This is a genomic window from Geodermatophilus sp. SYSU D00779 (assembly GCF_054050595.1).
In genome coordinates, this window is sequence record NZ_JBJGZQ010000014.1 from 95,892 (window position 1) to 117,419 (window position 21,528).

The following is a 21,528-nucleotide window of genomic DNA, read 5'->3' on the forward strand; positions in this document are numbered from 1 at the left end:
CCGTTCCGGCACCTCACCGGGCTCGGTGCGGGCCCCTGCAGGGGGGCCGTTCCGGCACCTCACCGGGCTCGGCGCGGGCCCCTGGACGGTGGCCGCCCTGCCCCCACCGTGGGGCCCGGAGGGCCGCCTGCGCGGGGGTGCCCCGTGCGGGTGAGGGCACCCCCCGCACACCTCCCGATCAGCGCGGCGTCCGTCGATGCTCACCCAGGGCGACGACGGAGCACGCGCGTCCCGTACGCAGACGTCGTCCGACCTGTTCGGACGCGAGACGGAGGCCCAGTGGACCACTTGAGCATCGCCATGGTCGGCACGCGCGGCGTGCCGGCCCGGTACGGCGGCTTCGAGACGGCGGTGGAGGAGATCGGCCGCCGGCTGGCCGACGCCGGGCACCGGGTGGTCGTGTACTGCCGCACGGTCCCCGGGGCGCAGGCGGCGCCGCCGGCGGAGCACCTGGGCATGGAGCTGGTGCACCTGCCGGCCGCCCGCCGCCGGTCGCTGGAGACCCTCAGCCACACGGCCCTGTCGGTGCGCCACCTGCTGACCCACCGCACCGACGCGGCCATCCTGTTCAACGCGGCGAACTCGCCGTTGCTGCCGGCGCTGCGCGCCGCCCGCATCCCGGTCGCCACGCACGTGGACGGCCTGGAGTGGAAGCGGGCCAAGTGGGGCGGCACGGGACGGCGCTACTACCGGACCGCGGAGGCGCTCGCCGTCCGCTGGTCCGACGCGCTGATCGCCGACGCGCAGGGCATCGCGGACTACTACCGCGACGCCTTCGCCGCCCCGACCACGCTGCTGACCTACGGCGCGCCGCTGATCGAGCCCGGCGCGCACCGGCTGGCGGAGCTCGGCCTCGAGCCGCGCGGCTACCACCTGGTGGTCGCCCGGTTCGAGCCGGAGAACCACGTCGACGTCATCGTCGAGGGCTACGCCGCCAGCACGGCCACCAAGCCGCTGGTCGTCGTCGGCTCGGCGCCCTACGCCGACGCGTACACCGCCCGCGTGCACGGCCTCGCCGACGACCGGGTGCGCTTCCTCGGCGGCGTCTGGGACCAGGAGCTGCTCGACCAGCTGTACGCCAACTGCGCCACCTACCTGCACGGGCACTCCGTCGGGGGCACCAACCCCTCGCTGCTGCGCGCGATCGGCGCCGGTGCCGCGGTCACGGCCTTCGACGTCGACTTCAACCGCGAGGTGGTCGCCGACGCGGGGCGGTACTTCCGCACCCCGGTCGACGTCGCCCGCGAGGTCGCCGCGGTCGAGGCCGACCCCGACTGGGTCACCCGCTCCGGGCAGCGCGCCCGCGAGCTGGCCGGCGGCTACGACTGGGACCAGGTCGCCGCCGGCTACGAGGAGCTCGCCCGCGCGCTGGCCGAGCGGCGCTTCCCGGCCCGCCGTCCCTCGGGGCGCCGCCGGCCGACCGCGGCCGACGCGCCGCCGCCCCCGCGCTCGGCGCAGCGGCCGGCCGACGTCGTCCCGCTGCCCTCGCCCGCCCCGGCGGTCGAGGACCTCCCGGCGGTGCGGCCGTGACCGCCACCGTCGGGGCCCGCCCGGCCGACGACCTGCGGACGACGGTCCGCCGGCTGGCCGCCGCGCAGAAGGGCGCCACCGGCGCCCCGGCCTACTCCCGCTTCGTCAACCGGCCGCTGGGCCGGCTGTTCGCCGCGCTGGCCTTCCACGCCGGGCTGACGCCGAACGCGGTCACCGCGGTCAGCGCCGCCTCCACCGCCACCGGCGTCGCGCTGCTCGCCCTGGCCCCACCCTCGGTGCCGATGGGCCTGGCGGTCGCCGCCTGCCTGGTGCTGGGGTACGCGCTCGACGCCGCCGACGGGCAGCTGGCCCGGCTGCGCGGCGGCGGCTCGCCGGCGGGGGAGTGGCTCGACCACATGGTCGACGCCGCCAAGGCCTCCAGCCTGCACCTGGCCGTGCTGATCGGCTGGTACCGCGCCGACGTCGTCGACGAGGTCTGGCTGCTGGTGCCGCTGGGCTACTGCGTCGTCGACGCCGTCACCTACTTCGGCACGATGCTCAACGAGGCGCTCCGCGCCCAGCACGGGGTCGCCACCCGGGCGCAGCGCACCACCCAGCGGGTCGGCGTGGGCCGCTCGCTGCTGACGCTGCCCACCGACTACGGCCTGCTGGCCTGCGTCTTCGTCCTCTTCGGGGCGCCCGCGCTGTTCGTCCCGACCTACACCGTCCTCTTCCTGGCGGCGGCCGGCTTCCTCGCCCTCGCCTCGGTCAAGTGGTTCCGCGAGATGGGCAGGCTGCCGCGATGAGCACCGTTCCGGGGACGCCCGCGTCCCCTCCGCGCCCGGCCCGGCGCCGTCGGCTGGTGCTCGGCGCGGCCGTCGCCGCACTGCTGGCCGTCCTGGTCGGCCTCGGTGTGGTCGTCCTCGGCGACGACGGGGGGGAGACGGGCGCGCCCGCGGCCGCGACGGCCACGCCCACGGAGGCCCCCGCGGCCACCACCGCGCCGGCCGTCGTCCCGCAGCTGCCGACGCCGGAGCCCACCGGCCCCACCGAGGACGTCGACGAGGCGCCGCCGACCCTGCCCGGAGTGCCGCTGGACGCCGAGGGCGCGGTCGGCGACGGCGTCGTCGTGACGCTGCCGGCCATCGAGGGGATCGAGGGCACCGCGGTCGGCCCGGGCAACATCGCCGGCCCCGCGCTGCGGGTCACCGTGCGGGTCCGGAACGGCACGGCCGAACCGGTCGCGCTCGGCGGCGTCGCGGTGAACCTCGCCTACGGCCCGGACCGCACGCCGGCCTCACCGCTGGACGACCCGTCGCGGCGCCCGTTCGCCACGATGGTCGAGCCCGGGCAGTCCGCCGAGGGCGTGTACGTCTTCACCGTTCCCGCCGACGCGCGCGACCAGGTGACGATCGAGGTCGGCTACGAGGCCGGCGCGCCGCTGCTGCAGTTCACCGGCCCGGTGGCCTGACCCGGTGAGCGTCCCCGCCCCCCGTGTCCCGTCCGAGCCCACCGCGGCGCCCCGGCCGCCGCTGCTGGTCGTCCACCCGGGCGCCGAGCTGTACGGCGCCGATCGGGTGCTGCTGGAGTCGGCCACCGCGCTGGCCTCCCGGTTCACCGTCACGGTCGCCGTCCCCGGGCCCGGTCCGCTGGTCGGCGAGCTGACGGCCCGGGGGGTGCGGGTGGAGACGTGCCCGATGCCGGTCCTGCGCAATGCCGCGCTGCGGCCCCGGGGAGCGGTGCGGCTGCTCGCGAACGCCGTGCGCGGCACCCTGCCGGCGCTGCGGCTGCTGCGCCGGCACGGGGTCGCGGGTGTCTACGTCAACACCCTCACCCTCCCGTCGTGGCCGCTGCTCGCGCGGCTGGCCGGCCGCCGGTCGGTGTGCCACGTGCACGAGGCCGAGCAGTCCGCGCCGCGGCTGCTGCGGCTCGGGATGGCGCTGTGCCCGGCGCTGGCCGACCGGGTGGTGGCCAACAGCCGGTTCACCCTCGACGTGCTCGCCGGGGTCGCGCCGCGGCTGCGCCGGCGCAGCACCGTCGTGCACAACGCCGTCCGCGGCCCGGCGGACCCGGTGCCCGCGCGCGCCGAGCTGACCGGCCCGCTGCGGCTGCTCTACGTCGGCCGGCTCTCCCCGCGGAAGGGGCCGCAGGTCGCCGTCGCGACGCTGCAGCAGCTGCTGGCCCGCGGCGTCGACGCCCGGCTGACCCTGGTCGGCTCGGTCTTCGAGGGCTACGAGTGGTTCGAGGCGGAACTGCGCGGCACGGTGGAGGGGGCCGGCCTGGCCGACCGGGTCGACTTCGCCGGGTTCTCCGCCGACGTCTGGCCGCACCTGGCCGCCGCCGACGTCGTGCTGGTGCCCTCGGTGGGCGACGAGTCGTTCGGCAACACCGCCGTCGAGGCGCTGCTCGCCGCCCGGCCGCTGGTGGTCAGCGCGCACAGCGGGCTGCGCGAGGCCGCGGCCGGCTACGCCGCCGTCGAGGCGGTGGACGCCGGCCGGCCGGGGGAGTGGGCCGACGCCGTCCAGCGGCTGACCGCGGACTGGTCCGCGACGCGGACGGCGGCGCTCGCCGACGCCGCCGAGGCCCGCCGCCGGCACGCCCCCGAGCGCTACCGCGACGAGCTGGTCGCCGCGGTGGCCGCTCCGGACGCCGCGCCGGCCACCCCGCTCGCCAGCGCGCACCGGTGACCCGCGGTGATCGGGCTGGCGGGCTGAGGTCCTGGTCACGGCCTCGATCGGGTGACGGGACCCCTTCGGGTGATGACGGTCAGTCACCGGGGCTGGTGGACTCGCTGCTGCACTCATCGTCCACGGGGGGAATCCAGACGTGCCAGTGATCGGCTATGCGCCCGGTGCCTACGACCTGTTCCACATCGGGCACCTGAACATCCTCAAGCACGCGGCGGCGCACTCTGACCGGCTGATCGCCGGCGTGGTGGCCGACGAGGTGCTGCTGCAGACCAAGGGCCGGCTGCCGGTCGTCCCGCTCGCCGAGCGGATGGAGATCGTCCGCAGCATCCGCTGCGTGGACGACGTGCACGCCGAGGTCGTCCCGGACAAGCTCGACACCTGGCGCGAGGTCCGCTTCGACGTCCTGTTCAAGGGCGACGACTGGCGGGGCACCCCCAAGGGGATCGCGCTCGAGCGCGACTTCGCCGCCGTCGGCGTGGAGATCCGCTACTTCCCCTACACGATGCACACCTCGAGCACCGCGCTGCGGCGTGCGCTCGCGGCCCTCGAGGTCCCCGCGGCCGTCGAGGCCGGCGTCGCCCGGTGACCGCGACGACCGCCGCGCGGGTGCGGCTGCCGCTCCCGCCCGTGCTCATGTACCACTCGATCAGCCCGTCGGCCGAGCCCGACCCACACCGGCTGCGGGTCCACCCCGACCGGCTGGACGGCCACCTGCGGCTGCTGCGCCGGCTGGGCCTGCGCGGCGTCTCGCTCACCGAGCTGGTGCGCGCCGCCGACCGCGGCGAGGCCGCCGGTCTGGTCGGGCTCACCTTCGACGACGGCTACACCGACTTCCTCGACCACGCGGTCCCGGTGCTGCAGCGCCACGGGATGACCGGCACCGTCTACGTCGTCGTCGGCCGCATGGGCGGGCAGAACGAGTGGGACACCGGTCCGCGGTTCGACATCATGACCGCCGACCAGGTGCGCGCCGTCGCCGCGGCCGGCCAGGAGGTCGGCAGCCACACGATGACCCACGCCCGGCTGGCCGGCGCCGGCCCGGACGTCCTCGCCGCCGAGGTGGGCGAGAGCCGCCGGGTGCTGGAGGACGTGCTGCAGGCCGAGGTGGCCAGCTTCTGCTACCCCTACGGCTCCTACGACGACGCCGCGGCCGACGCCGTCCGGGCCGCGGGCTACGACAACGCCTGCGTCACCGGTGACTACCAGCCCGGCGACCGGGTCACCCTGCCGCGCTGCTACGTCAGCCCGCGCGACACCCGGGCGCACGTCGTCGCCCGGCTGGCCCGGCACGCGCTGCGGCTGCGGTCCGCCTCGTCGCGGGACTGAGCCGTGCGGGGGAGGCTCGCCCGCCTGCTGGGCCGCCGCGCGACCGCGGCGGTGCTGGGGCAGGGCACCCAGGCGCTGGCCGGGCTGGCGCTGCAGGTGGCCGCCGCGCGGCTGCTCGGCGCCGGCGGCCTGGCCGTCTTCGCCCTCGTCTACGGCGCGCTGGTCCTGGGGACGGCGGTCTGCAGCGGCCTGGTCGGCGACTCGCTGACCGTGCTGGACCGCGCCGACCGCCGCACCCGCGCCGGCCTGCACGTGTGGACGGCGCTGGTGTCGACCGGCGTGGGCCTGGTCGGCGCGGCCGCCGCGCTGCTCAGCGGGCTGGTGCCGGTGTGGGCCGGGTTGCTGCTCGGCCCGGCCTGCGCCGCGTTCGTCGTCGAGGACACGCTGCGCCGGCTGCTCATGGCCACCGGCCGGTACCGCGCGCTGCCGGCGGTCGACCTCACCAGCCTCGCCGGGGCGCTCGCGGCGCTGGGCGTCGCCGGGCTGACCGGCGGGGTCACCCTCGCCTCCTTCGTGGTGGCGCTGCTGGTGGGCCAGACGGCGGCCGCGGCCGTGGCGTGGGCGCGGGTGCCGGCCGACGAGCGGCCGCGCGGCCCGTGGCGCCGTCCCGACCTGCGCGGCGTGGCCTCCTTCGGCGTCTGGCGGGCCGCCGCCCAGACCGTCCGGCCCGGCTCCCTGACCCTGCTGCGGGTGCTCGTCGTCGCGGCGGCCGGGACCGCCGCGTACGGGCCGCTAGAGGCCGCGCGGGTCTACACCGCCCCGACCCTGACCCTGCTCGCCGGCATCGGCTCGTTCCTGCTGCCGCACTTCGTCGGCCTGCGGGCCCGGCCGGTGGCCGAGAGCCTGCGCGTGGCCGACCGCGCCGCGGCGGGCCTGGCCGCGGGAGTCGCTGCGGTCGGGGGAGCCGGGCTGCTCCTGCTGCCGTGGCTGGGTCCGGCGCTCACCGGCGGGGACTACGCGGTGCCCGCGGCCGCCGTCGCGGGGTGGTCGGTCTACGCCGTCGCGGGCGCCGTGCTGCTGCCGTACTCCTCGCTGGCCTCGGTGCACGGCGGCCAGCGCCGGGTGCTGGCGCTGCGCGCGCTGGAGTTCGGCGCGCTGGGCGCCGTCGCCGTGCTGGTCCTGCTCGCGCCCGGCGCGGTGGCCTGGACGCCGCTGGCCCTGGCGCTCGGCCCGGTCCTGGCCGCGGTCGCCGTCCGGCAGCGGGTCGTCGTGCCGATGACGCGCCTGAGCACTCCCACCGCGGTCGCCGTCCCCGCCTGACACCGCCCGCGGGAGCACCGCGGCGAGGGACCGCGCCGGACGACCGTTGCGGCGCGCGGCGTCGCACGGCACGGTCGGCGGCCATGAGCACCCCGCCCGCCGCCCCGACCGTCGCCGTCCGCGGTGAGTGGACGGCGGAGGTGCCGCCCGAGCTGGCGCGGGTCCGGGTGGCCGTGGGTGCCCGCTCCGCCGACCGGGCCACCGCGCTGCGCGACCTGGCCCGTCGGGTCGAGGAGGTGCGGGCCACGCTGGACGCGTGCGGCGCGGCCGTCGAGTCGGTCGCGGCGTCGCCGCTGCGCGTGCGGCCGCAGTTCCGCGACGGTCGGCCGAGGGAGCGGGTGACCGGCTACGTCGCCGGCCAGCAGCTCACCGTGGTGGTCGTCGACCCGGAGGTGCTCGGCGACCTGCTGCTGCGGCTGGCCGACCGGGACATGGTCGAGCTGACCGGCCCGGAGTGGGCGCTGCGGCCCGACAGCGAGGTGCACCGGCGGGCGCGCACGGAGGCCGTCCGCGACGCGCGCCGGCGGGCCGAGGAGTACGCCGCGGCGGCCGGGTCCCGGCTGACCGGCCTGGTGGAGATCGCCGACACCGGCCTGTCCGGCGGCCCCGTCCCCGTCGCGCCGGCCGCCTTCCTCAGCGGGGCCCGGCAGGAGGCGGCCGCCTTCGACGTCGAGCCGGTGCCGCAGACCGTGCACGCCGCGGTGGAGGCCCGGTTCACGCTGACCCAGCCCGACTTCGGCTGAGGTCCCGCCTCAGTCGGGCAGCGCCTCGGCCTCGGCGGCCAGCCGGTCGGCCGATCCGCGCTCGGCCAGCGCGGAGACCGCGGCGAGCAGCAGGTAGGCAGGGGTCGCGTCGAACATCCCGCTCTCCACGGTGCTGCGGCCGACCACGAAGACCAGCAGGCCGAGGAAGAGCACCCGCACCGGCCGGGGCGTCCGGGCCGCGCCGCGCAGCGCCCACAGCACCCAGCCGAGGCCGACCGCCAGCCCCAGGGCGCCGGCCTGCACGAGCAGCGAGACCCAGCTGCTGTCCAGCGGCTGCTCGTCCCACCACTGGCCCTTGATCGGGATGACCTTGAGCGCCATGCCGCCGCCGAAGACCTCCTGCCAGGCCGACTGCGGCAGGTCCAGCGCGGCCCGCCAGGCGATGAAGCGCGACTCCAGCGTGCCCACGCCGTCCCCGTCGCGGGTGACGAAGGCGCTGACGACGCCCGTCGCGGCCGCCCCGACCACCGCGAGCGCGCCGAGCAGCAGCCCGCCGACCACCAGCCCGACCGGGGGACGGCGCAGGTACAGGGCCATGACCGCCAGCGCGACGAGCAGCATGAGCAAGCCGGTCCGCGACTCGGTGGCCCAGATGACGCCGAGGAAGGCCGCGCCCGTGACGGCGTCGGTCCAGCCGGCCCGACCGAGCACGGTCCGCCAGGCCAGGACGAGCACGACGACCCCGGCCAGCAGCGACAGCTCGTTGGGGCTCAGCGCCGGCACCCCGCCGGCCAGCCGGCCCTCGGCGAGGGTGGGCAGCCCGGTGACCGCGGCGACGGCGGCCACCGCGCCGCACGCGACGGCCAGGCTGGTGATGACCTGCAGGCCCGGCGCGGCCCGCAGCAGCAGGTGCACCGTCGCGCCCAGCACGGCCACGCGGACGGCGACCGTGCCGCCCGCGGCGAGGTCTCCGCTGGTCAGCGCGCCGAACACCGAGCAGCCGAGGACGACGCCGAGCCACCACAGCCAGGCCGTGCCGACCCGCCGCCGCGGACCGGACGACGCCAGGAGGAAGGCCCCGGCCAGCGCGAGCGCGCTCAGGCCGGCCTTGGCGAGGACGACCGGGTCCAACGAGCCGGTGAAGTACTCGCCGCGCCGCCAGCCGACCGTCACGACGACGAGCAGCAGCGCGACCGCCAGCACGCCCGGACGGCGCGCGTCGGCCGGCGGGGCGGGAGCCGGGCCGGGCGCAAGGGGGGCGAGGGCGGTCACGGGCTCAGCGCGGCGTGGGCACCGGGGCGGCCGGGCGGGCCGGCGTCGCCTCGGGGCGGGTGACCCGCGGCGGGGTGGCCCCGCCGGGGCGGATGCGGGTGAGCACCAGCGCGAGCGGCCGGAGGCCGGCGCCGGTCAGGATCGTGCCGAGCTCGGCGAGGTCGGCCCGCTGCGCCCTCGCCCGGCCGACGGCGACGACCACGTCGGTGGTGGGGGCCAGCCGGCGCCAGTCGTGCAGCGCGAGCAGCGGGGAGACCACCGACAGCCGGACGCGGGCCGGCGCGTCGCCGGTGTCGTTCCCGGCCGGGTCCACGACCGCGGTCGTGAGGCCGGCGGCGCGCAGCCGCACGGCCAGCTCCTCGACCAGCGACCACGGCACCAGGTCGGGGGAGGGGGAGACGAGGGCGACCGACACCGGCCGGTCCTCGGCCAGGCCCTCCAGCCGCCGCGCCAGGACGGCCACCGGCTCGCCGGCCAGCGCGCTGCGCCGGGCGCGGCCGGACGGGCGGGCCACCACCGGGACGTCGTCCGCCCCGGTCCAGGCCGCGCGGACGTCCTCGGCGGTGTGCAGCCGGCTGTCCAGCCGGGCGCGGACGACCGCGGCCGCTGCGCCGAGCGCCAGCCCGACGACCAGTCCGAGCGCGAGCAGCAGGCCGGTCTGCGGCGAGGCCGGGGACGTCGGCACGGTGGCGGGGTTGGTGACGGTGAGGTCGACCGGCGAGGCGGCGCCGGCGGGCCGCTCGAGCTGCTCGACGACGGTGCCGAACTCCTCGGCGACGGCGTCGGCCACGCGGGCGGCCTCGGCGGCGTCCCGGCCGGTGACGGCGATGTCGATCTGCGAGGTCTCCAGCGGGTTGGTCGCCTCGACGCGCTCCCGCAGGTCGGCGAAGGACTCGTCCAGGCCGAGGCGCTGGATCACCGGGTCCAGGACGGCGCGGCTGCGGGCCACGTCGGGGTAGCTGGTGACGCGCTGGTTGACGAACTGCGAGCCGCTGGTGCCCTCGCCGGTGCTGGCGACGAACACCTGCGCGGTGGCCCGGTAGGTGACCGGCGTGGCCAGCACGACGACGACCGCGGCGAGCAGGCAGGCCAGTGCCACGCCCACGCCGGCCCGCCAGTGACGGCGCAGCGCCACCCCGTAGTCCCGCAGTTCCATGCCTGTGTCCCCCGCCGTTCGTCCGGATCTCCGCAGCGCACGGTAGGTCCGCGAGGCGCCCGGGACCCGGGTCCGGCCGGGCCGGTCACCCCATCGGGGGGGCGCCCGACGGCGGCGGCGGGGCGGTCGCGGCGGGACTAACCTGGGGGTCCGGCCCCCTGCGCACCCGGCGCGTCGTGCGTGGCCACCCGACCTCAGGAGACCCCTTCGTGACCCTCCGCGGCGTGCTCGACGTCGTCCTCACCGACCCCGGGGTGGCCCGTGTCGTGGCCGCCGCCGGCAACGCGGACCTGGCGGTCACCGCGCCGCCGTCCGTGCAGCCGCTGGTGGCCGCGGCGCTCGCCGGGGGCGGGCGCGGCGCGGGACGGAGCGGCGGTGCCGGCGTGCCCGTCCTCGTCGTCACGGCCGGGGAGCGGGACGCCGACGCCGTCGCCGACCAGCTGCGCTGCTTCCTGCCCGACCGGCGCACCGAGGTCTTCCCCGCCTGGGAGACGCTGCCGCACGAGCGGCTCTCCCCGCGCGCGGACACCGTCGGCCGCCGGCTCGCGGTGCTGCGCGACCTGACCCACCCCGGCGCCAACGGGGCGGTCGACGTCCTGGTCGCGCCGGTGCGCAGCGTGCTGCAGCCGCTGGCCCCCGGGCTCGGCGACCTGGTGCCGGTGGAGCTGAGGCCCGGTGACACCGCCGAGCTGGACGACGTCGCGCGTGCCCTGGCCGATGCCGCCTACACCCGCGTGGAGCTGGTGGAGAAGCGCGGCGAGTTCGCCGTCCGCGGGGGCCTGCTCGACGTCTTCCCGCCCACCGAGCCGCACCCGGTCCGGGTGGAGTTCTGGGGCGACGAGGTCGACGAGCTGCGCTACTTCTCCGCCGCCGACCAGCGCTCGCTCGACGAGCGCCCGGAGCGGCTGTGGGCCCCGCCGTGCCGCGAGCTGCTGCTGACCGACGAGGTGCGGGCCCGCGCGGCCGAGCTGGCCGCGGAGCACCCGGGCCTGCTCGACATCCTCGGCAAGCTCGCCGAGGGCATCGCCGTCGAGGGCATGGAGTCGCTGACCCCCGCCCTGATCGAGGGGGAGCTGCAGCTCCTCACCGACCTGGTGCCAGCCGGCACCCACGTGCTGGTCTGCGACCCCGAGCGGGTGCGCAGCCGCGCCGCGGACCTGGTGCGCACCGCGGAGGAGTTCCTCGCCGCCTCGTGGGCCACCGCCGCCGAGGCCGGCGAGGCCCCGTTGGACCTGGGTGCCTCGTCGTTCCGGACGCTGGAGGACGTCGAGGCCGCCGCCCGCGGCCGCGGCCTGCCGTGGTGGAGCACCGGTGCCTTCACCCTGCAGACCGAGGACGACGACACCCACGTCACCCTCGACGCGACCACGGTCGAGCGCTTCGCCGGCGACGTCCCGCGGGCGGTCGAGCAGCTGCGGGCCTGGTCCCGCGACGGCTGGCGGGTCGTGGTCACCTTCGCCGGTCCCGGGCCCGCGCAGCGCGCCGCCGACCAGTTCACCGAGGCCGACCTCGGCGCGAGGCTCGTGCCGGACATCGCGACGGCGCCCGAGTCGCGGCTGACCCACGTCACCCAGGGCAACCTGGAGACGGGATTCGCCTTCCCCGGTGTGGGGCTGGCGCTGCTCACCGAGCACGACCTCACCGGGCAGCGCGGGACGACGATGCGCGACGCGGTGAAGATGCCCGCGCGCCGCCGCAACGCCGTCGACCTGGTGCAGCTGCAACCCGGCGACCTCGTCGTCCACGAGCACCACGGCATCGGCCGCTACATCGAGATGGTCAGCCGCACCGTCAACGGCGGGCAGCGCGACTACCTCATCGTCGAGTACGCGCCCAGCAAGCGGAACCAGCCGCCGGACCGCCTCTTCGTGCCCACCGACGCCCTCGACCAGCTCACCCGCTACGTCGGCGGCGAGGCCCCGGCGCTGTCCAAGCTCGGCGGCGCGGACTGGCAGAAGACCAAGGGCCAGGCGCGCAAGGCGGTCAAGCAGATCGCCGCGGAGCTCATCCGGCTGTACTCGGCGCGCATGGCCACCAAGGGGCACGCGTTCGGCCCGGACACCGTCTGGCAGCGCGAGCTCGAGGACGCCTTCCCGTTCCAGGAGACCCCCGACCAGCTCGCCGCTATCGACGAGGTCAAGACCGACATGCAGAACCCGGTCCCGATGGACCGGATCATCTGCGGCGACGTCGGCTACGGGAAGACCGAGATCGCCGTGCGGGCGGCCTTCAAGGCGGTGCAGGACGGCAAGCAGGTCGCCGTCCTGGTGCCGACGACGCTGCTGGCCAACCAGCACTTCAAGACCTTCTCCGAGCGGTTCGCCCAGTTCCCGGTGACCGTGAAGGTGCTCTCCCGGTTCCAGTCCGACGCCGAGAGCGCCGAGACGCTGCGGCAGCTGGCCGCCGGGGAGGTCGACGTGCTGGTCGGCACCCACCGGCTGCTGCAGCCGACCACCCGCTTCAAGGACCTCGGCCTGGTCATCGTCGACGAGGAGCAGCGCTTCGGCGTCGAGCACAAGGAGTACCTGAAGACCATGCGGACGGCGGTCGACGTCCTGTCGATGTCGGCCACCCCGATCCCGCGCACCCTGGAGATGTCGCTGACCGGCATCCGCGAGATGTCGACGATCCTCACCCCGCCCGAGGAGCGGCACCCGGTGCTCACCTACGTGGGCGCCTGGGACGACAAGCAGATGGCCGCGGCGATCCGCCGGGAGCTGCTGCGCGACGGGCAGGTCTTCGTCATCCACAACCGGGTGCAGTCCATCGACAAGGCCGCGGCCAAGATCCGCGCCCTGGTGCCCGAGGCCCGCGTCGCCGTCGGCCACGGGCAGATGAAGGAGCACGAGCTCGAGCGGATCATGGTCGGCTTCTGGGAGAAGGAGTACGACGTCCTGGTCGCCACGACGATCGTCGAGTCCGGCCTGGACATCCCGAACGCCAACACCCTGATCGTCGACCGGGCCGACACCTTCGGCCTCTCCCAGCTGCACCAGATCCGCGGCCGCGTCGGTCGTGGGCGGGAGCGGGCCTACGCGTACTTCACCTACGACCCCTCGCGGCCGCTCACCGAGACCTCGGTGGACCGGCTGACGACCATCGCGCACAACACCGACCTCGGTGCCGGCATGGCGGTGGCGATGAAGGACCTGGAGATCCGGGGGTCGGGGAACCTGCTCGGCGGCGAGCAGTCCGGGCACATCGCCGGGGTCGGCTTCGACCTCTACGTCCGGCTGGTCGGCGAGGCGGTCACCGACTACCGGGCGCAGCTGTCCGGCGAGGAGGCCCCGGCCGAGCCGGCCGACGTCCGGGTGGACCTCCCGGTCGACGCGCACCTGCCGCACGACTACGTGCCCGGCGAGCGGCTGCGGATGGAGGCCTACCGCAAGGTGGCCTCGGTGCAGTCCGACGAGCAGGCGCAGGCCGTGCTCGACGAGCTCACCGACCGCTACGGCGCCCCGCCGGCACCGGTGCTCAACCTGCTGGCCGTGGCGCGCTTCCGGGCCGCCGTCCGGCGGTGGGGGATCACCGAGGTGTCGATGCAGGGCCGGGCGATCCGGATCTCACCGGTCCCGCTGCCGGAGTCCAAGCAGATGCGGCTGGCCCGGCTGGCCGACGGCGCGACCTACAAGTCCGCCGTCGACACCATCTCGCTCAAGGTGCCGGTCGGCCCCGACCGGCGCACGCCGCTGCGGGACGTCGCCCTGCTGGACCACCTGCACTCGCTGCTCGCCGCACTGCTCGAGCAGCCGGTCGCGAAGGCGAGCTGAGCCACTGGCGTCTGCGCCGTGGGTCACAGCCGGTGTGGCACGCTCGGTCGGTGCAGACGCGTCGCCTGACCGCATCGCTGGCCGTGGGCCTGGTCGCGCTGGCCGGGGTGGCCGGCTGCCGCAGCGACCCGAGCGTGGCCGCCTACGTCGGCAACGAGCAGGTGACCGTCGACGAGCTGCAGACGGCGGTCGACACCCGCCTGGAGGACCCGGCCCTGGCCCAGGCCGCCACAGGACGGGAGGACGAGTTCACCCGGCTGGTCCTCACCCGGCTGGTCACGGCCGAGCTCTACGAGCGGGTCGCGCAGCGCTACGGCGTCACGGTGGACGACGCCGAGGTGCAGGCGCGCCTCGACGAGCTGCTCGCCGGCGAGGACCCGGAGGCCGTCTACGCGCAGGCCGCCGCCCAGGGCGTCGCGCGGGCCGACGTCTTCGAGACCGTCCGCCAGCAGCTGGTGCGCCAGCGGGTCGCCGAGTCCCAGGGGCTGGCCGGCGAGCTGGGCGAGGAGGAGCTGCGCGCGGCGTACGAGCAGCAGGCGCCGTCGCTCGCGCAGGTCCGGCTGGGCTACGTCAACGTCCCCGACCAGGCCGCCGCCGACGCCGCGGTCGCCGCGCTGAACGCCGACCCGGGCGCCTACCCGGCGATCGCCGCGCAGTACCCCGGACAGGCGACGCTGCCCGAGGTGACGACCCGCGCGCCCGCGGACGTGCCGGCCCCGCTGGCCGACGTGGTGGGCAGCGCCGCGCCCAACTCGGCCACCTCGCTCACCGTGCCCGAGCTGCCCGGCGTCCTGGTGGTCTTCGTCGGCGAGCCGGCCGTGCCGAGCTTCGAGGAGGCCCGCCCCGACCTGGAGGAGGCCGCCCTGGCCGACGCCGACGCCGCAGCCCAGGAGCTGGTCGCCGACGTCCGCGCCGGCATCGACGTCACCGTGAACCCGCGCTACGGCGCCATCGAGGACGGCGCGGTCGTCCCGACCGACGACGGGGTCGTCGACCTCCTGGAGGAGGCGGGCGGCACCGCGCCGGCGGCTGCCGGAGACTGACCGGGTGCCCGTCGCGCTCGCCGTCGTCGTCCACCCCGCCCTCCCGGGCCTGCTCGCCCCCGCGGCCTGGCGGGCGGTCGCCAGCGGCCGGCCGGTGGTCGCGCTGCCCGGCGCCGTCGCGACCGCCGACGCGCTGCGCGCCGAGGGCTGGGCGGTGGACGACGTCCCCGACGCCGCGGCCGCCGCCGCCCGCCCCGACAGCGTCGTCGCCCTCGTCCCGGCAGGGGTCGAGGTGGACGCCGGGGAGGTCGTCGACGCCCCGCCGCTGCCCGGCGGCCGGCTGCTCGACGTGGTCCGGGTGATGGACGTGCTGCGCTCGCCCGGCGGCTGCCCGTGGGACGCCGAGCAGACGCACGCCTCGCTGCGCGGCTACCTGCTCGAGGAGGCACACGAGGCCTACGACGCGATCGTCGACGACGACCCGGCCGGCATGCGGGAGGAGCTCGGCGACGTGCTGCTGCAGGTGGTCTTCCACGCGCGGGTCGCCGCGGATGCGCCACCCGGCCGGCGCTTCGACGTGGACGACGTCGCCGGCGACCTCGTCGACAAGCTCGTCCGGCGGCACCCGCACGTGTTCGGCGACGCCGGCCCGCGCGACGTGGCGCAGGTCGAGGCGGGCTGGGAGGAGATCAAGAAGGCCGAGAAGCAGCGGCGCTCGCCGACCGAGGGCGTCTCGCGGTCGCAGCCCGCCGCCTCGTGGGGTGCGGCGCTGGTGCGCCGTGCGGCCCGCGCCGGCCTGACCACCCCCGAGCCCGCGGAGCTCGGCTCGGCCAGCCCCGAGGAGCTGGGGGAGCGGCTGCTGGCCGTCGTCGCCGCCGCCGAGCAGCGCGGCTGGGACGTCGAGGACGCGCTGCGCGAGGCGGTCCGCCGCTACGCCGGGGAGCTCGACGCCGAGGCGGCCGAGCGGTCGGCGGGGTAGCGGGGCACCCCGCCGGAACGTCGCGGGCTGGCTAGGCTGCTCCCGTGCCCAGCATCGACGCCGTAGGCGCGCGGGAGATCCTCGACTCGCGCGGAAACCCCACCGTGGAGGTCGAGGTCGCCCTCGACGACGGGACGATCACGCGGGCCGCCGTGCCCAGCGGCGCCTCCACCGGCGCCTTCGAGGCGGTGGAGCTGCGGGACGGCGGCGAGCGCTACGCCGGCAAGGGCGTGACCAAGGCCGTCGACAACGTGCTCGACGTCATCGGCCCCGAGCTGGTCGGCTACGACGCCAGCGAGCAGCGCCTGGTCGACCAGCGGCTGCTCGACCTCGACGGGACGCCGAACAAGGAGCGCCTGGGCGCCAACGCGATCCTCGGCGTGAGCCTCGCGGTGGCCAAGGCCGCCGCCGAGTCCGCCGGGCTGCCGCTGTTCCGCTACGTCGGCGGGCCCTCCGCCCACCTGCTGCCGGTACCGATGATGAACATCCTCAACGGCGGCGCCCACGCCGACAGCAACGTCGACGTGCAGGAGTTCATGATCGCCCCGATCGGCGCGCCGACCTTCGCCGAGGCGCTGGCCATGGGCACCGAGACCTACCACGCCCTGAAGTCGGTGCTGAAGGGTCGCCGCCTGTCGACCGGCCTGGGCGACGAGGGCGGCTTCGCCCCCGACCTGCCCAGCAACCGCGACGCGCTCGACCTCATCGCCGAGGCCGTCGAGAAGTCCGGCTACACGCTCGGCCGCGACATCGCGTTCGCACTCGACGTGGCCGCCACCGAGTTCCACGCCGACGGCGGCTACGACTTCGAGGGCCAGAGCCGCTCGGCGGAGTACCTCATCGACTACTACCGCGGCCTGGTCGACGCCTACCCGATCGTGTCCATCGAGGACCCGCTGTCCGAGGAGGACTGGGACGGCTGGATCGCGCTGACCGCCGCGCTCGGCGACCGCGTGCAGCTCGTCGGCGACGACCTGTTCGTCACCAACCCGGCGCGGCTGGCCGACGGCATCAGCCGGGACGCCGCCAACGCGCTGCTCGTGAAGGTCAACCAGATCGGCACGCTCACCGAGACCCTCGACGCGGTCAACCTGGCCCACCGCAGCGGCTACCGCTGCATGATGAGCCACCGCTCCGGCGAGACCGAGGACACCACGATCGCCGACCTCGCCGTCGCCACCGACTGCGGGCAGATCAAGACCGGTGCGCCGGCCCGCAGCGAGCGCGTCGCCAAGTACAACCAGCTGCTGCGCATCGAGGAGGAGCTGGACGACGCCGCCCGCTACGCCGGTGCGGCCGCCTTCCCGCGGTTGGGCGCGGCGGCCGGCGAGTGACCGGTCGCGCCCGCCCATGAGCGCGGCGCGCGGCCGCCGCGGCGGGTCGGGCGCGGCGCCGTCCGGACGACGGCGCGCCACCGGACGCCCGCTGTCAGGGGCGGCGTCCCGCCCGGTACCGGCCGGCTCCCGCTCGGGTGCGGGCAGCCGGCCGGAGCCGAAGCGGGCCGTCCGCCGCTCGCCGCGGACGGCGCCGGCCGGCGGTGCGCCCCGGCGTCCGCTGGTCACCGGCCGCGCGGTGCTGCTGGCCGGACTGGTGCTGGTGCTGCTGCTCACCCTGGCCGGCCCGGTGCGCCAGTTCCTGGCCGGTCGCGCCGAGCTGACCCGGCTGGCCGCCGAGGGCACCGCCCTCGACCAGCGGGCCGAGCAGCTCCAGGAGCAGCTGGAGCGGCAGGCCGACCCGGACTACCAGGCGCGGCAGGCCCGCGAGCGGCTGGCGTACGTCCTGCCCGGTGACCGGCTGGTCGTCGTGGTGGACGGCGAGGCCGTCGAGGGGGACGCCGGTACGGTGCCGGAGCCCGAGGACGGCGACCTGCCCTGGTACGAGGCGCTGCTGCAGTCGGTCGCGGTGGCCGACGGCGACGAGGAGCCCACCGAGTGAGCGAACCGATCACGCCGGAGGAGCGGGAGGTCGTGGCCCGTCAGCTCGGCCGGCCGCCGCGTGCCCTGCGCGCGGTCGCGCACCGCTGCCCGTGCGGCCAGCCCGACGTGGTGCAGACCTCCCCGCGGCTGGAGGACGGCACCCCGTTCCCGACGCTGTACTACCTGACCTGCCCGCGCGCCAGCGCCGCGGCCAGCCGGCTGGAGTCCACCGGCCGGATGCGGGAGTGGCAGGCCGACCTGGGCACCGACCCGGAGCTGGCCGCGGGTTACCGCGCCGCCCACGAGGCCTACCTGGCCGAGCGCGACGCCCTCGGCGAGCTGCCGACCCGCAACACCGCCGGCGGCATGCCCGACCGGGTCAAGTGCCTGCACGCCCTGGCCGCGCACGCGCTTGCCGCCGGGCCGGGGGTCAACCCGGTCGGCGACCGCGCGGTGGCCGAGATGGGGGAGTGGTGGGCCCACGGCCCCTGCGCCCGGGAGGACGACCGATGACGCGCGTCGCCGCGATCGACTGCGGCACCAACTCCCTCCGCCTGCTGGTGGCCGACGTCCCCCCCGAGGGACCGCACACCGACCTGCTGCGCCGGATGGAGGTCGTCCGGCTGGGCCAGGGCGTCGACGCCACCGGCCGGCTCGCCGCGGAGGCCATCGAGCGCACCCGCGTCGTCCTGGAGCAGTACGCCGCCCAGGCCCGCGACCTCGGCGCGACGGCGGTCCGCATGGTCGCCACCAGCGCCAGCCGGGACGCCGCCAACCGCGCCGACTTCGAGGCGATGGTGCTGGCCACCCTCGGCCAGCTGCCCGACGTCGTCCCCGGCGACGAGGAGGCGCGGCTGTCCTTCCTCGGCGCCACCGCCTCGCTGGACGCCGCGGTCGCCGCGCACGGCCAGGCCCGCCCCCGCCCGCCGTACCTGGTCGTCGACATCGGCGGTGGCTCCACCGAGTTCGTGCTCGGCGACGCGGCCGGGGTGCGCGCGGCCCGCTCGGTCGACGTCGGCTGCGTGCGGCTGACCGAGCGGCACCTGCACGGCGACCCACCCTCGGCCGACGAGGTCCAGCGCGCCGAGGCCGACATCCGCGCCGCGCTGGCCGACGTCGCCGCCGTCGTCCCGGTGGGGGAGGCCGCCACCCTGGTGGGCCTGGCCGGCTCGGTCACCACCGTCGCGGCGCTCGCCCTGGACCTGCCGGTCTACGACCCGGTGGCCATCCACGGCTCGCGGATCCCGGTGTCCGCCGTCCGCGCGGTGACCGCCGGGCTGCTCACCGCCACGCGGGAGCGGCGCGCCGCGTACCCGGTCATGCACCCGGGCCGGGTCGACGTCATCGGCGCCGGCTCGCTCATCCTGCGGGTGCTCATGGACGCCTTCGCGCTCGACGACGTCGTGGTCAGCGAGCACGACATCCTCGACGGCATCGCGCTGCAGCTGGCCCGCGGACCGGTCAGGGAGAGCCCTCGTTGAGCCCGGGCGGCAGCTTGCCGGTCAGCGACTGGTAGGCCGCCGCCGCACCGCGGGCGGCGACCAGCCGGCCGGCCGCCACGGCGACCCCCGACACCGCCGCCCACGCCAGGGCCTCGCCCCAGCCGACGCCCGGCGCGGCCGGGTTCTTGGGGGGCTGGGTGCCACGCACGGCGTACCAGGCGGCATCGCTGAGCTTCCGGACGGCGATCCCCGCGGGGACGGCCATACCGGTGCCCAGGAGCTTCCAGGTCAGCGGTGCCTTCTGCTTCCTCTTCCGGGCCACCCGGCGATCATGCCGCCCCGCGGGGCTCCCGCGCGCGCCCAGGTGGTCTGCTGGTGGCCGTGGCAATCGACGCAGCCGGCTTCCCGGTCACCCGCAGCCCGGCCGGGGTCGTCCGCTCGGCGCGTGGCGCCCGCGACCTCGCCGTCCTCGATGCCCGGGTCTCCGGCTGCCGCGCCTGCCCGCGCCTGGTGGCCTGGCGGGAGGAGGTCGCCCGCGTGAAGCGGGCCTCCTTCCGCGACGAGGAGTACTGGGGCCGGCCGGTGCCGGGGCTGGGCCCGGCCGACGCCCGGATCGCCGTCGTCGGGCTGGCGCCGGCCGCGCACGGGGGCAACCGCACCGGCCGGGTGTTCACCGGCGACCGCAGCGGCGACTGGATCTTCGCCGCGCTGTGGCGGGCCGGCCTGGCCAACCAGCCGACGTCCACCCACGTCGGCGACGGGCTGGAGCTCACCGGCGTGCGGGTCGCCGCCGCGGTCCGCTGCGCGCCGCCGGCGAACGCGCCGACCCCGGAGGAGCGGGACACCTGCTCGCCCTGGCTGGCGCGCGAGCTGGCGCTGCTGCCGCGGCTGCGGGTCGCCGTCGTCCTCGGTGGTTTCGGCTGGACGGCGCTGTGGCCGGTGCTGGCCGAGGCCGGCTACGTGCTGCCACGGCCGCGGCCGGCGTTCGGGCACGGCGTCGAGGTGTCGCTGGAGGGGCCGCGCGGGCCGCTGACCCTGCTGGGCAGCTACCACGTCAGCCAGCAGAACACCTTCACCGGCAAGCTCACCGAGCCGATGCTGGACGCCGTCCTGACCCGGGCCACCGAGCTCGCCGACCTGCCCGAGGTGCGGTCCCGGCCCTAGGCTCGGGCCCATGGCACAGCGACCCGTGGTCCTGGTCGTCGGCGGCGGCTACGTCGGCCTCTACACCGCCCTGCGGCTGCAGAAGCGCCTCTCCCGGGGACGGGCGGAGATCGTCGTGGTCGACCCGCAGCCGCACATGACCTACCAGCCGTTCCTGCCGGAGGCGGCGGCCGGCTCGGTGGAGCCGCGTCACGTGGTCGTGCCGCTGCGGCGGACGCTGCCGCGGTGCCGGGTGGTCACCGGGGCGGTGACCGGGCTGGACCACGCGGAGAAGCGGGCCCGGATCGCGCCGATCGAGGGTGAGCCGTACGAGCTCTCCTACGACGTCCTGGTGATGGCCGCCGGTTCGGTGGCCCGCACGCTGCCCATCCCGGGGCTGGCCGAGCACGGCATCGGCTTCAAGAACGTCGGCGAGGCCATCTACCTGCGCAACCACGTGCTGGCCCGGCTGGACGCGGCCAGCTCGACCGACGACCCGGAGGTCCGCCGCCGCGCGCTGACCTTCACCTTCGTCGGCGGCGGCTACGCGGGGGTCGAGGCCTTCGCCGAGCTCGAGGACATGGCGCGCTACGCGATCACCCACTACTACCCGCGGCTCTCGACGGCCGACATGCGCTGGGTGCTGGTCGAGGCGATGGGCCGGATCCTGCCCGAGGTCGACCTGGACATGGCCGCCTGGACGGTCAAGCAGCTCACCGCGCGCGGGATGGACGTGCGGCTCAACACCCGCCTGGAGTCGATCTCCGACGGGTGCGTGGTGAAGCTGTCGGACGGCGACGAGTTCGCCAGCGACACCCTGGTGTGGACGGCGGGCACCAAGCCCAACCCGATGCTCACCCAGACCGACCTGCCGGTGGACGAGCGCGGGCGGGTGGTCTGCGAGCCCACCCTGCAGGTGCGCGGGGTGCCCGACGCGTGGTCGGCCGGTGACCTCGCCGCCGTCCCGGACCTCACCAAGGAGGCCCCCGGCGCGACCACCGCGCCCAACGCGCAGCACGCCGTCCGGCAGGCCAAGCGGCTGGCCGACAACATCGTGGCGACGCTCGAGGGCCGCGAGCCCGAGCCCTACCGGCACGCCTACGCCGGCTCCGTGGCGAGCCTGGGCCTGCACAAGGGCGTCGCCCAGGTCTACGGCGTGAAGCTCAAGGGCTGGCCGGCCTGGTTCATGCACCGCACCTACCACGTCAGCCGGGTGCCCACCTTCAACCGCAAGGCGCGGGTGGTCGCCGACTGGACGCTGGCCGCGGTGTTCCGCCGCGAGGTCATCTCGCTGGGCCAGCTGCAGGACCCGCGCCGCGAGTTCGTCCAGGCGGCGAACACCGGCCGGACCGGCTCGTTGCCGCCGCCCTCCGCGGAGGACAAGGCCCAGTCGGGCTCCCTGCGGGCAGGCTGACCG

The 21,528-nt window shown here is 76.7% G+C and carries 20 protein-coding genes; 17 read left to right on the forward strand and 3 right to left on the reverse strand.

Going from position 1 to position 21,528, the window contains the following annotated elements:
* Positions 1 to 279: 279 nt before the first annotated feature.
* The 8 genes from ACI79G_RS13190 (at position 280) to ACI79G_RS13225 (ending at position 7,489) form a co-directional block, all read left to right on the forward strand.
* Positions 280 to 1,530 carry a DUF1972 domain-containing protein gene (locus ACI79G_RS13190; protein WP_456881579.1) on the forward strand — a complete coding sequence of 417 codons (1,251 nt, stop codon included), beginning with the start codon at positions 280 to 282 and terminating at the stop codon, positions 1,528 to 1,530.
* Positions 1,527 to 2,276, forward strand: a complete 750-nt coding sequence (locus ACI79G_RS13195) for a CDP-alcohol phosphatidyltransferase family protein (RefSeq protein WP_456881580.1) — start codon at positions 1,527 to 1,529, stop codon at positions 2,274 to 2,276. Before ACI79G_RS13190 ends, ACI79G_RS13195 begins: the two co-directional genes overlap by 4 nt.
* Positions 2,273 to 2,941: a hypothetical protein gene (locus ACI79G_RS13200; RefSeq protein WP_456881581.1), complete on the forward strand. Its 669-nt coding sequence runs from the start codon at positions 2,273 to 2,275 to the stop codon at positions 2,939 to 2,941. Before ACI79G_RS13195 ends, ACI79G_RS13200 begins: the two co-directional genes overlap by 4 nt.
* Before the next feature lie 4 nt (positions 2,942 to 2,945).
* Positions 2,946 to 4,157 (forward strand): glycosyltransferase, encoded by a 1,212-nt coding sequence (locus ACI79G_RS13205; RefSeq protein WP_456881582.1) that lies wholly within the window; start codon positions 2,946 to 2,948, stop codon positions 4,155 to 4,157.
* Between the two features lie 139 nt (positions 4,158 to 4,296).
* Complete coding sequence (locus ACI79G_RS13210) at positions 4,297 to 4,746, forward strand: adenylyltransferase/cytidyltransferase family protein (RefSeq protein WP_456881583.1); 450 nt, start codon at positions 4,297 to 4,299, stop codon at positions 4,744 to 4,746.
* Positions 4,743 to 5,486: a polysaccharide deacetylase family protein gene (locus tag ACI79G_RS13215; protein WP_456881584.1), complete on the forward strand. Its 744-nt coding sequence runs from the start codon at positions 4,743 to 4,745 to the stop codon at positions 5,484 to 5,486. The genes ACI79G_RS13210 and ACI79G_RS13215 overlap by 4 nt, the downstream gene beginning before the upstream one ends.
* 3 nt (positions 5,487 to 5,489) lie before the next feature.
* Positions 5,490 to 6,746, forward strand: a complete 1,257-nt coding sequence (locus ACI79G_RS13220) for a hypothetical protein (RefSeq protein WP_456881585.1) — start codon at positions 5,490 to 5,492, stop codon at positions 6,744 to 6,746.
* An 83-nt stretch (positions 6,747 to 6,829) separates the two neighbouring features.
* A complete protein-coding gene (locus ACI79G_RS13225; RefSeq protein ID WP_456881586.1) occupies positions 6,830 to 7,489 on the forward strand; it encodes an SIMPL domain-containing protein in 660 nt (219 codons plus the stop codon).
* A 9-nt stretch (positions 7,490 to 7,498) separates the two neighbouring features.
* On the opposite strand, the gene ACI79G_RS13230 is transcribed toward ACI79G_RS13225, so the two are convergent.
* Together ACI79G_RS13230 and ACI79G_RS13235 are read right to left on the reverse strand one after the other, a co-directional pair.
* Entirely contained in the window at positions 7,499 to 8,722 is a 1,224-nt protein-coding gene (locus tag ACI79G_RS13230; protein WP_456881587.1) for a hypothetical protein, read from the reverse strand.
* A gap of 4 nt (positions 8,723 to 8,726) precedes the next feature.
* Positions 8,727 to 9,878 carry a YveK family protein gene (locus ACI79G_RS13235; RefSeq protein WP_456881588.1) on the reverse strand — a complete coding sequence of 384 codons (1,152 nt, stop codon included), beginning with the start codon at positions 9,876 to 9,878 and terminating at the stop codon, positions 8,727 to 8,729.
* A gap of 209 nt (positions 9,879 to 10,087) precedes the next feature.
* Here ACI79G_RS13235 and mfd point away from each other — a divergent pair, with 209 nt between their 5' ends.
* The 7 genes from mfd to ACI79G_RS13270 are packed head-to-tail and all read left to right on the forward strand — an operon-like array spanning position 10,088 to position 19,007.
* A complete protein-coding gene (gene mfd / locus ACI79G_RS13240) occupies positions 10,088 to 13,648 on the forward strand; it encodes a transcription-repair coupling factor (protein WP_456881589.1) in 3,561 nt (1,186 codons plus the stop codon).
* Positions 13,649 to 13,698: 50 nt separating this feature from the next.
* Positions 13,699 to 14,691, forward strand: coding sequence for a SurA N-terminal domain-containing protein (locus ACI79G_RS13245; RefSeq protein ID WP_456881590.1), 993 nt, complete (start codon positions 13,699 to 13,701; stop codon positions 14,689 to 14,691).
* A gap of 4 nt (positions 14,692 to 14,695) precedes the next feature.
* Entirely contained in the window at positions 14,696 to 15,610 is a 915-nt protein-coding gene (locus ACI79G_RS13250) for a MazG family protein (protein ID WP_456881591.1), read from the forward strand.
* A gap of 44 nt (positions 15,611 to 15,654) precedes the next feature.
* Entirely contained in the window at positions 15,655 to 16,944 is a 1,290-nt protein-coding gene (eno, locus tag ACI79G_RS13255) for a phosphopyruvate hydratase (protein ID WP_456881592.1), read from the forward strand.
* A 16-nt stretch (positions 16,945 to 16,960) separates the two neighbouring features.
* A complete protein-coding gene (locus tag ACI79G_RS13260; RefSeq protein ID WP_456881593.1) occupies positions 16,961 to 17,545 on the forward strand; it encodes an FtsB family cell division protein in 585 nt (194 codons plus the stop codon).
* Positions 17,542 to 18,039, forward strand: coding sequence for a DUF501 domain-containing protein (locus tag ACI79G_RS13265; protein ID WP_456881594.1), 498 nt, complete (start codon positions 17,542 to 17,544; stop codon positions 18,037 to 18,039). The genes ACI79G_RS13260 and ACI79G_RS13265 overlap by 4 nt, the downstream gene beginning before the upstream one ends.
* Positions 18,036 to 19,007, forward strand: coding sequence for a Ppx/GppA phosphatase family protein (locus ACI79G_RS13270; RefSeq protein WP_456881595.1), 972 nt, complete (start codon positions 18,036 to 18,038; stop codon positions 19,005 to 19,007). The genes ACI79G_RS13265 and ACI79G_RS13270 overlap by 4 nt, the downstream gene beginning before the upstream one ends.
* Here the strand turns inward: ACI79G_RS13270 and ACI79G_RS13275 are convergent.
* The gene (locus ACI79G_RS13275) at positions 18,988 to 19,290 is read right to left on the reverse strand and encodes a DUF4235 domain-containing protein (RefSeq protein ID WP_091223277.1); all 303 of its coding nucleotides are present in this window, start codon (positions 19,288 to 19,290) and stop codon (positions 18,988 to 18,990) included. The genes ACI79G_RS13270 and ACI79G_RS13275 overlap by 20 nt on opposite strands.
* 59 nt (positions 19,291 to 19,349) lie before the next feature.
* Here ACI79G_RS13275 and ACI79G_RS13280 point away from each other — a divergent pair, with 59 nt between their 5' ends.
* Entirely contained in the window at positions 19,350 to 20,132 is a 783-nt protein-coding gene (locus ACI79G_RS13280) for a uracil-DNA glycosylase (protein ID WP_456881596.1), read from the forward strand.
* A 10-nt stretch (positions 20,133 to 20,142) separates the two neighbouring features.
* Positions 20,143 to 21,525 carry an NAD(P)/FAD-dependent oxidoreductase gene (locus ACI79G_RS13285; RefSeq protein ID WP_456881597.1) on the forward strand — a complete coding sequence of 461 codons (1,383 nt, stop codon included), beginning with the start codon at positions 20,143 to 20,145 and terminating at the stop codon, positions 21,523 to 21,525.
* Positions 21,526 to 21,528 lie beyond the last annotated feature (3 nt).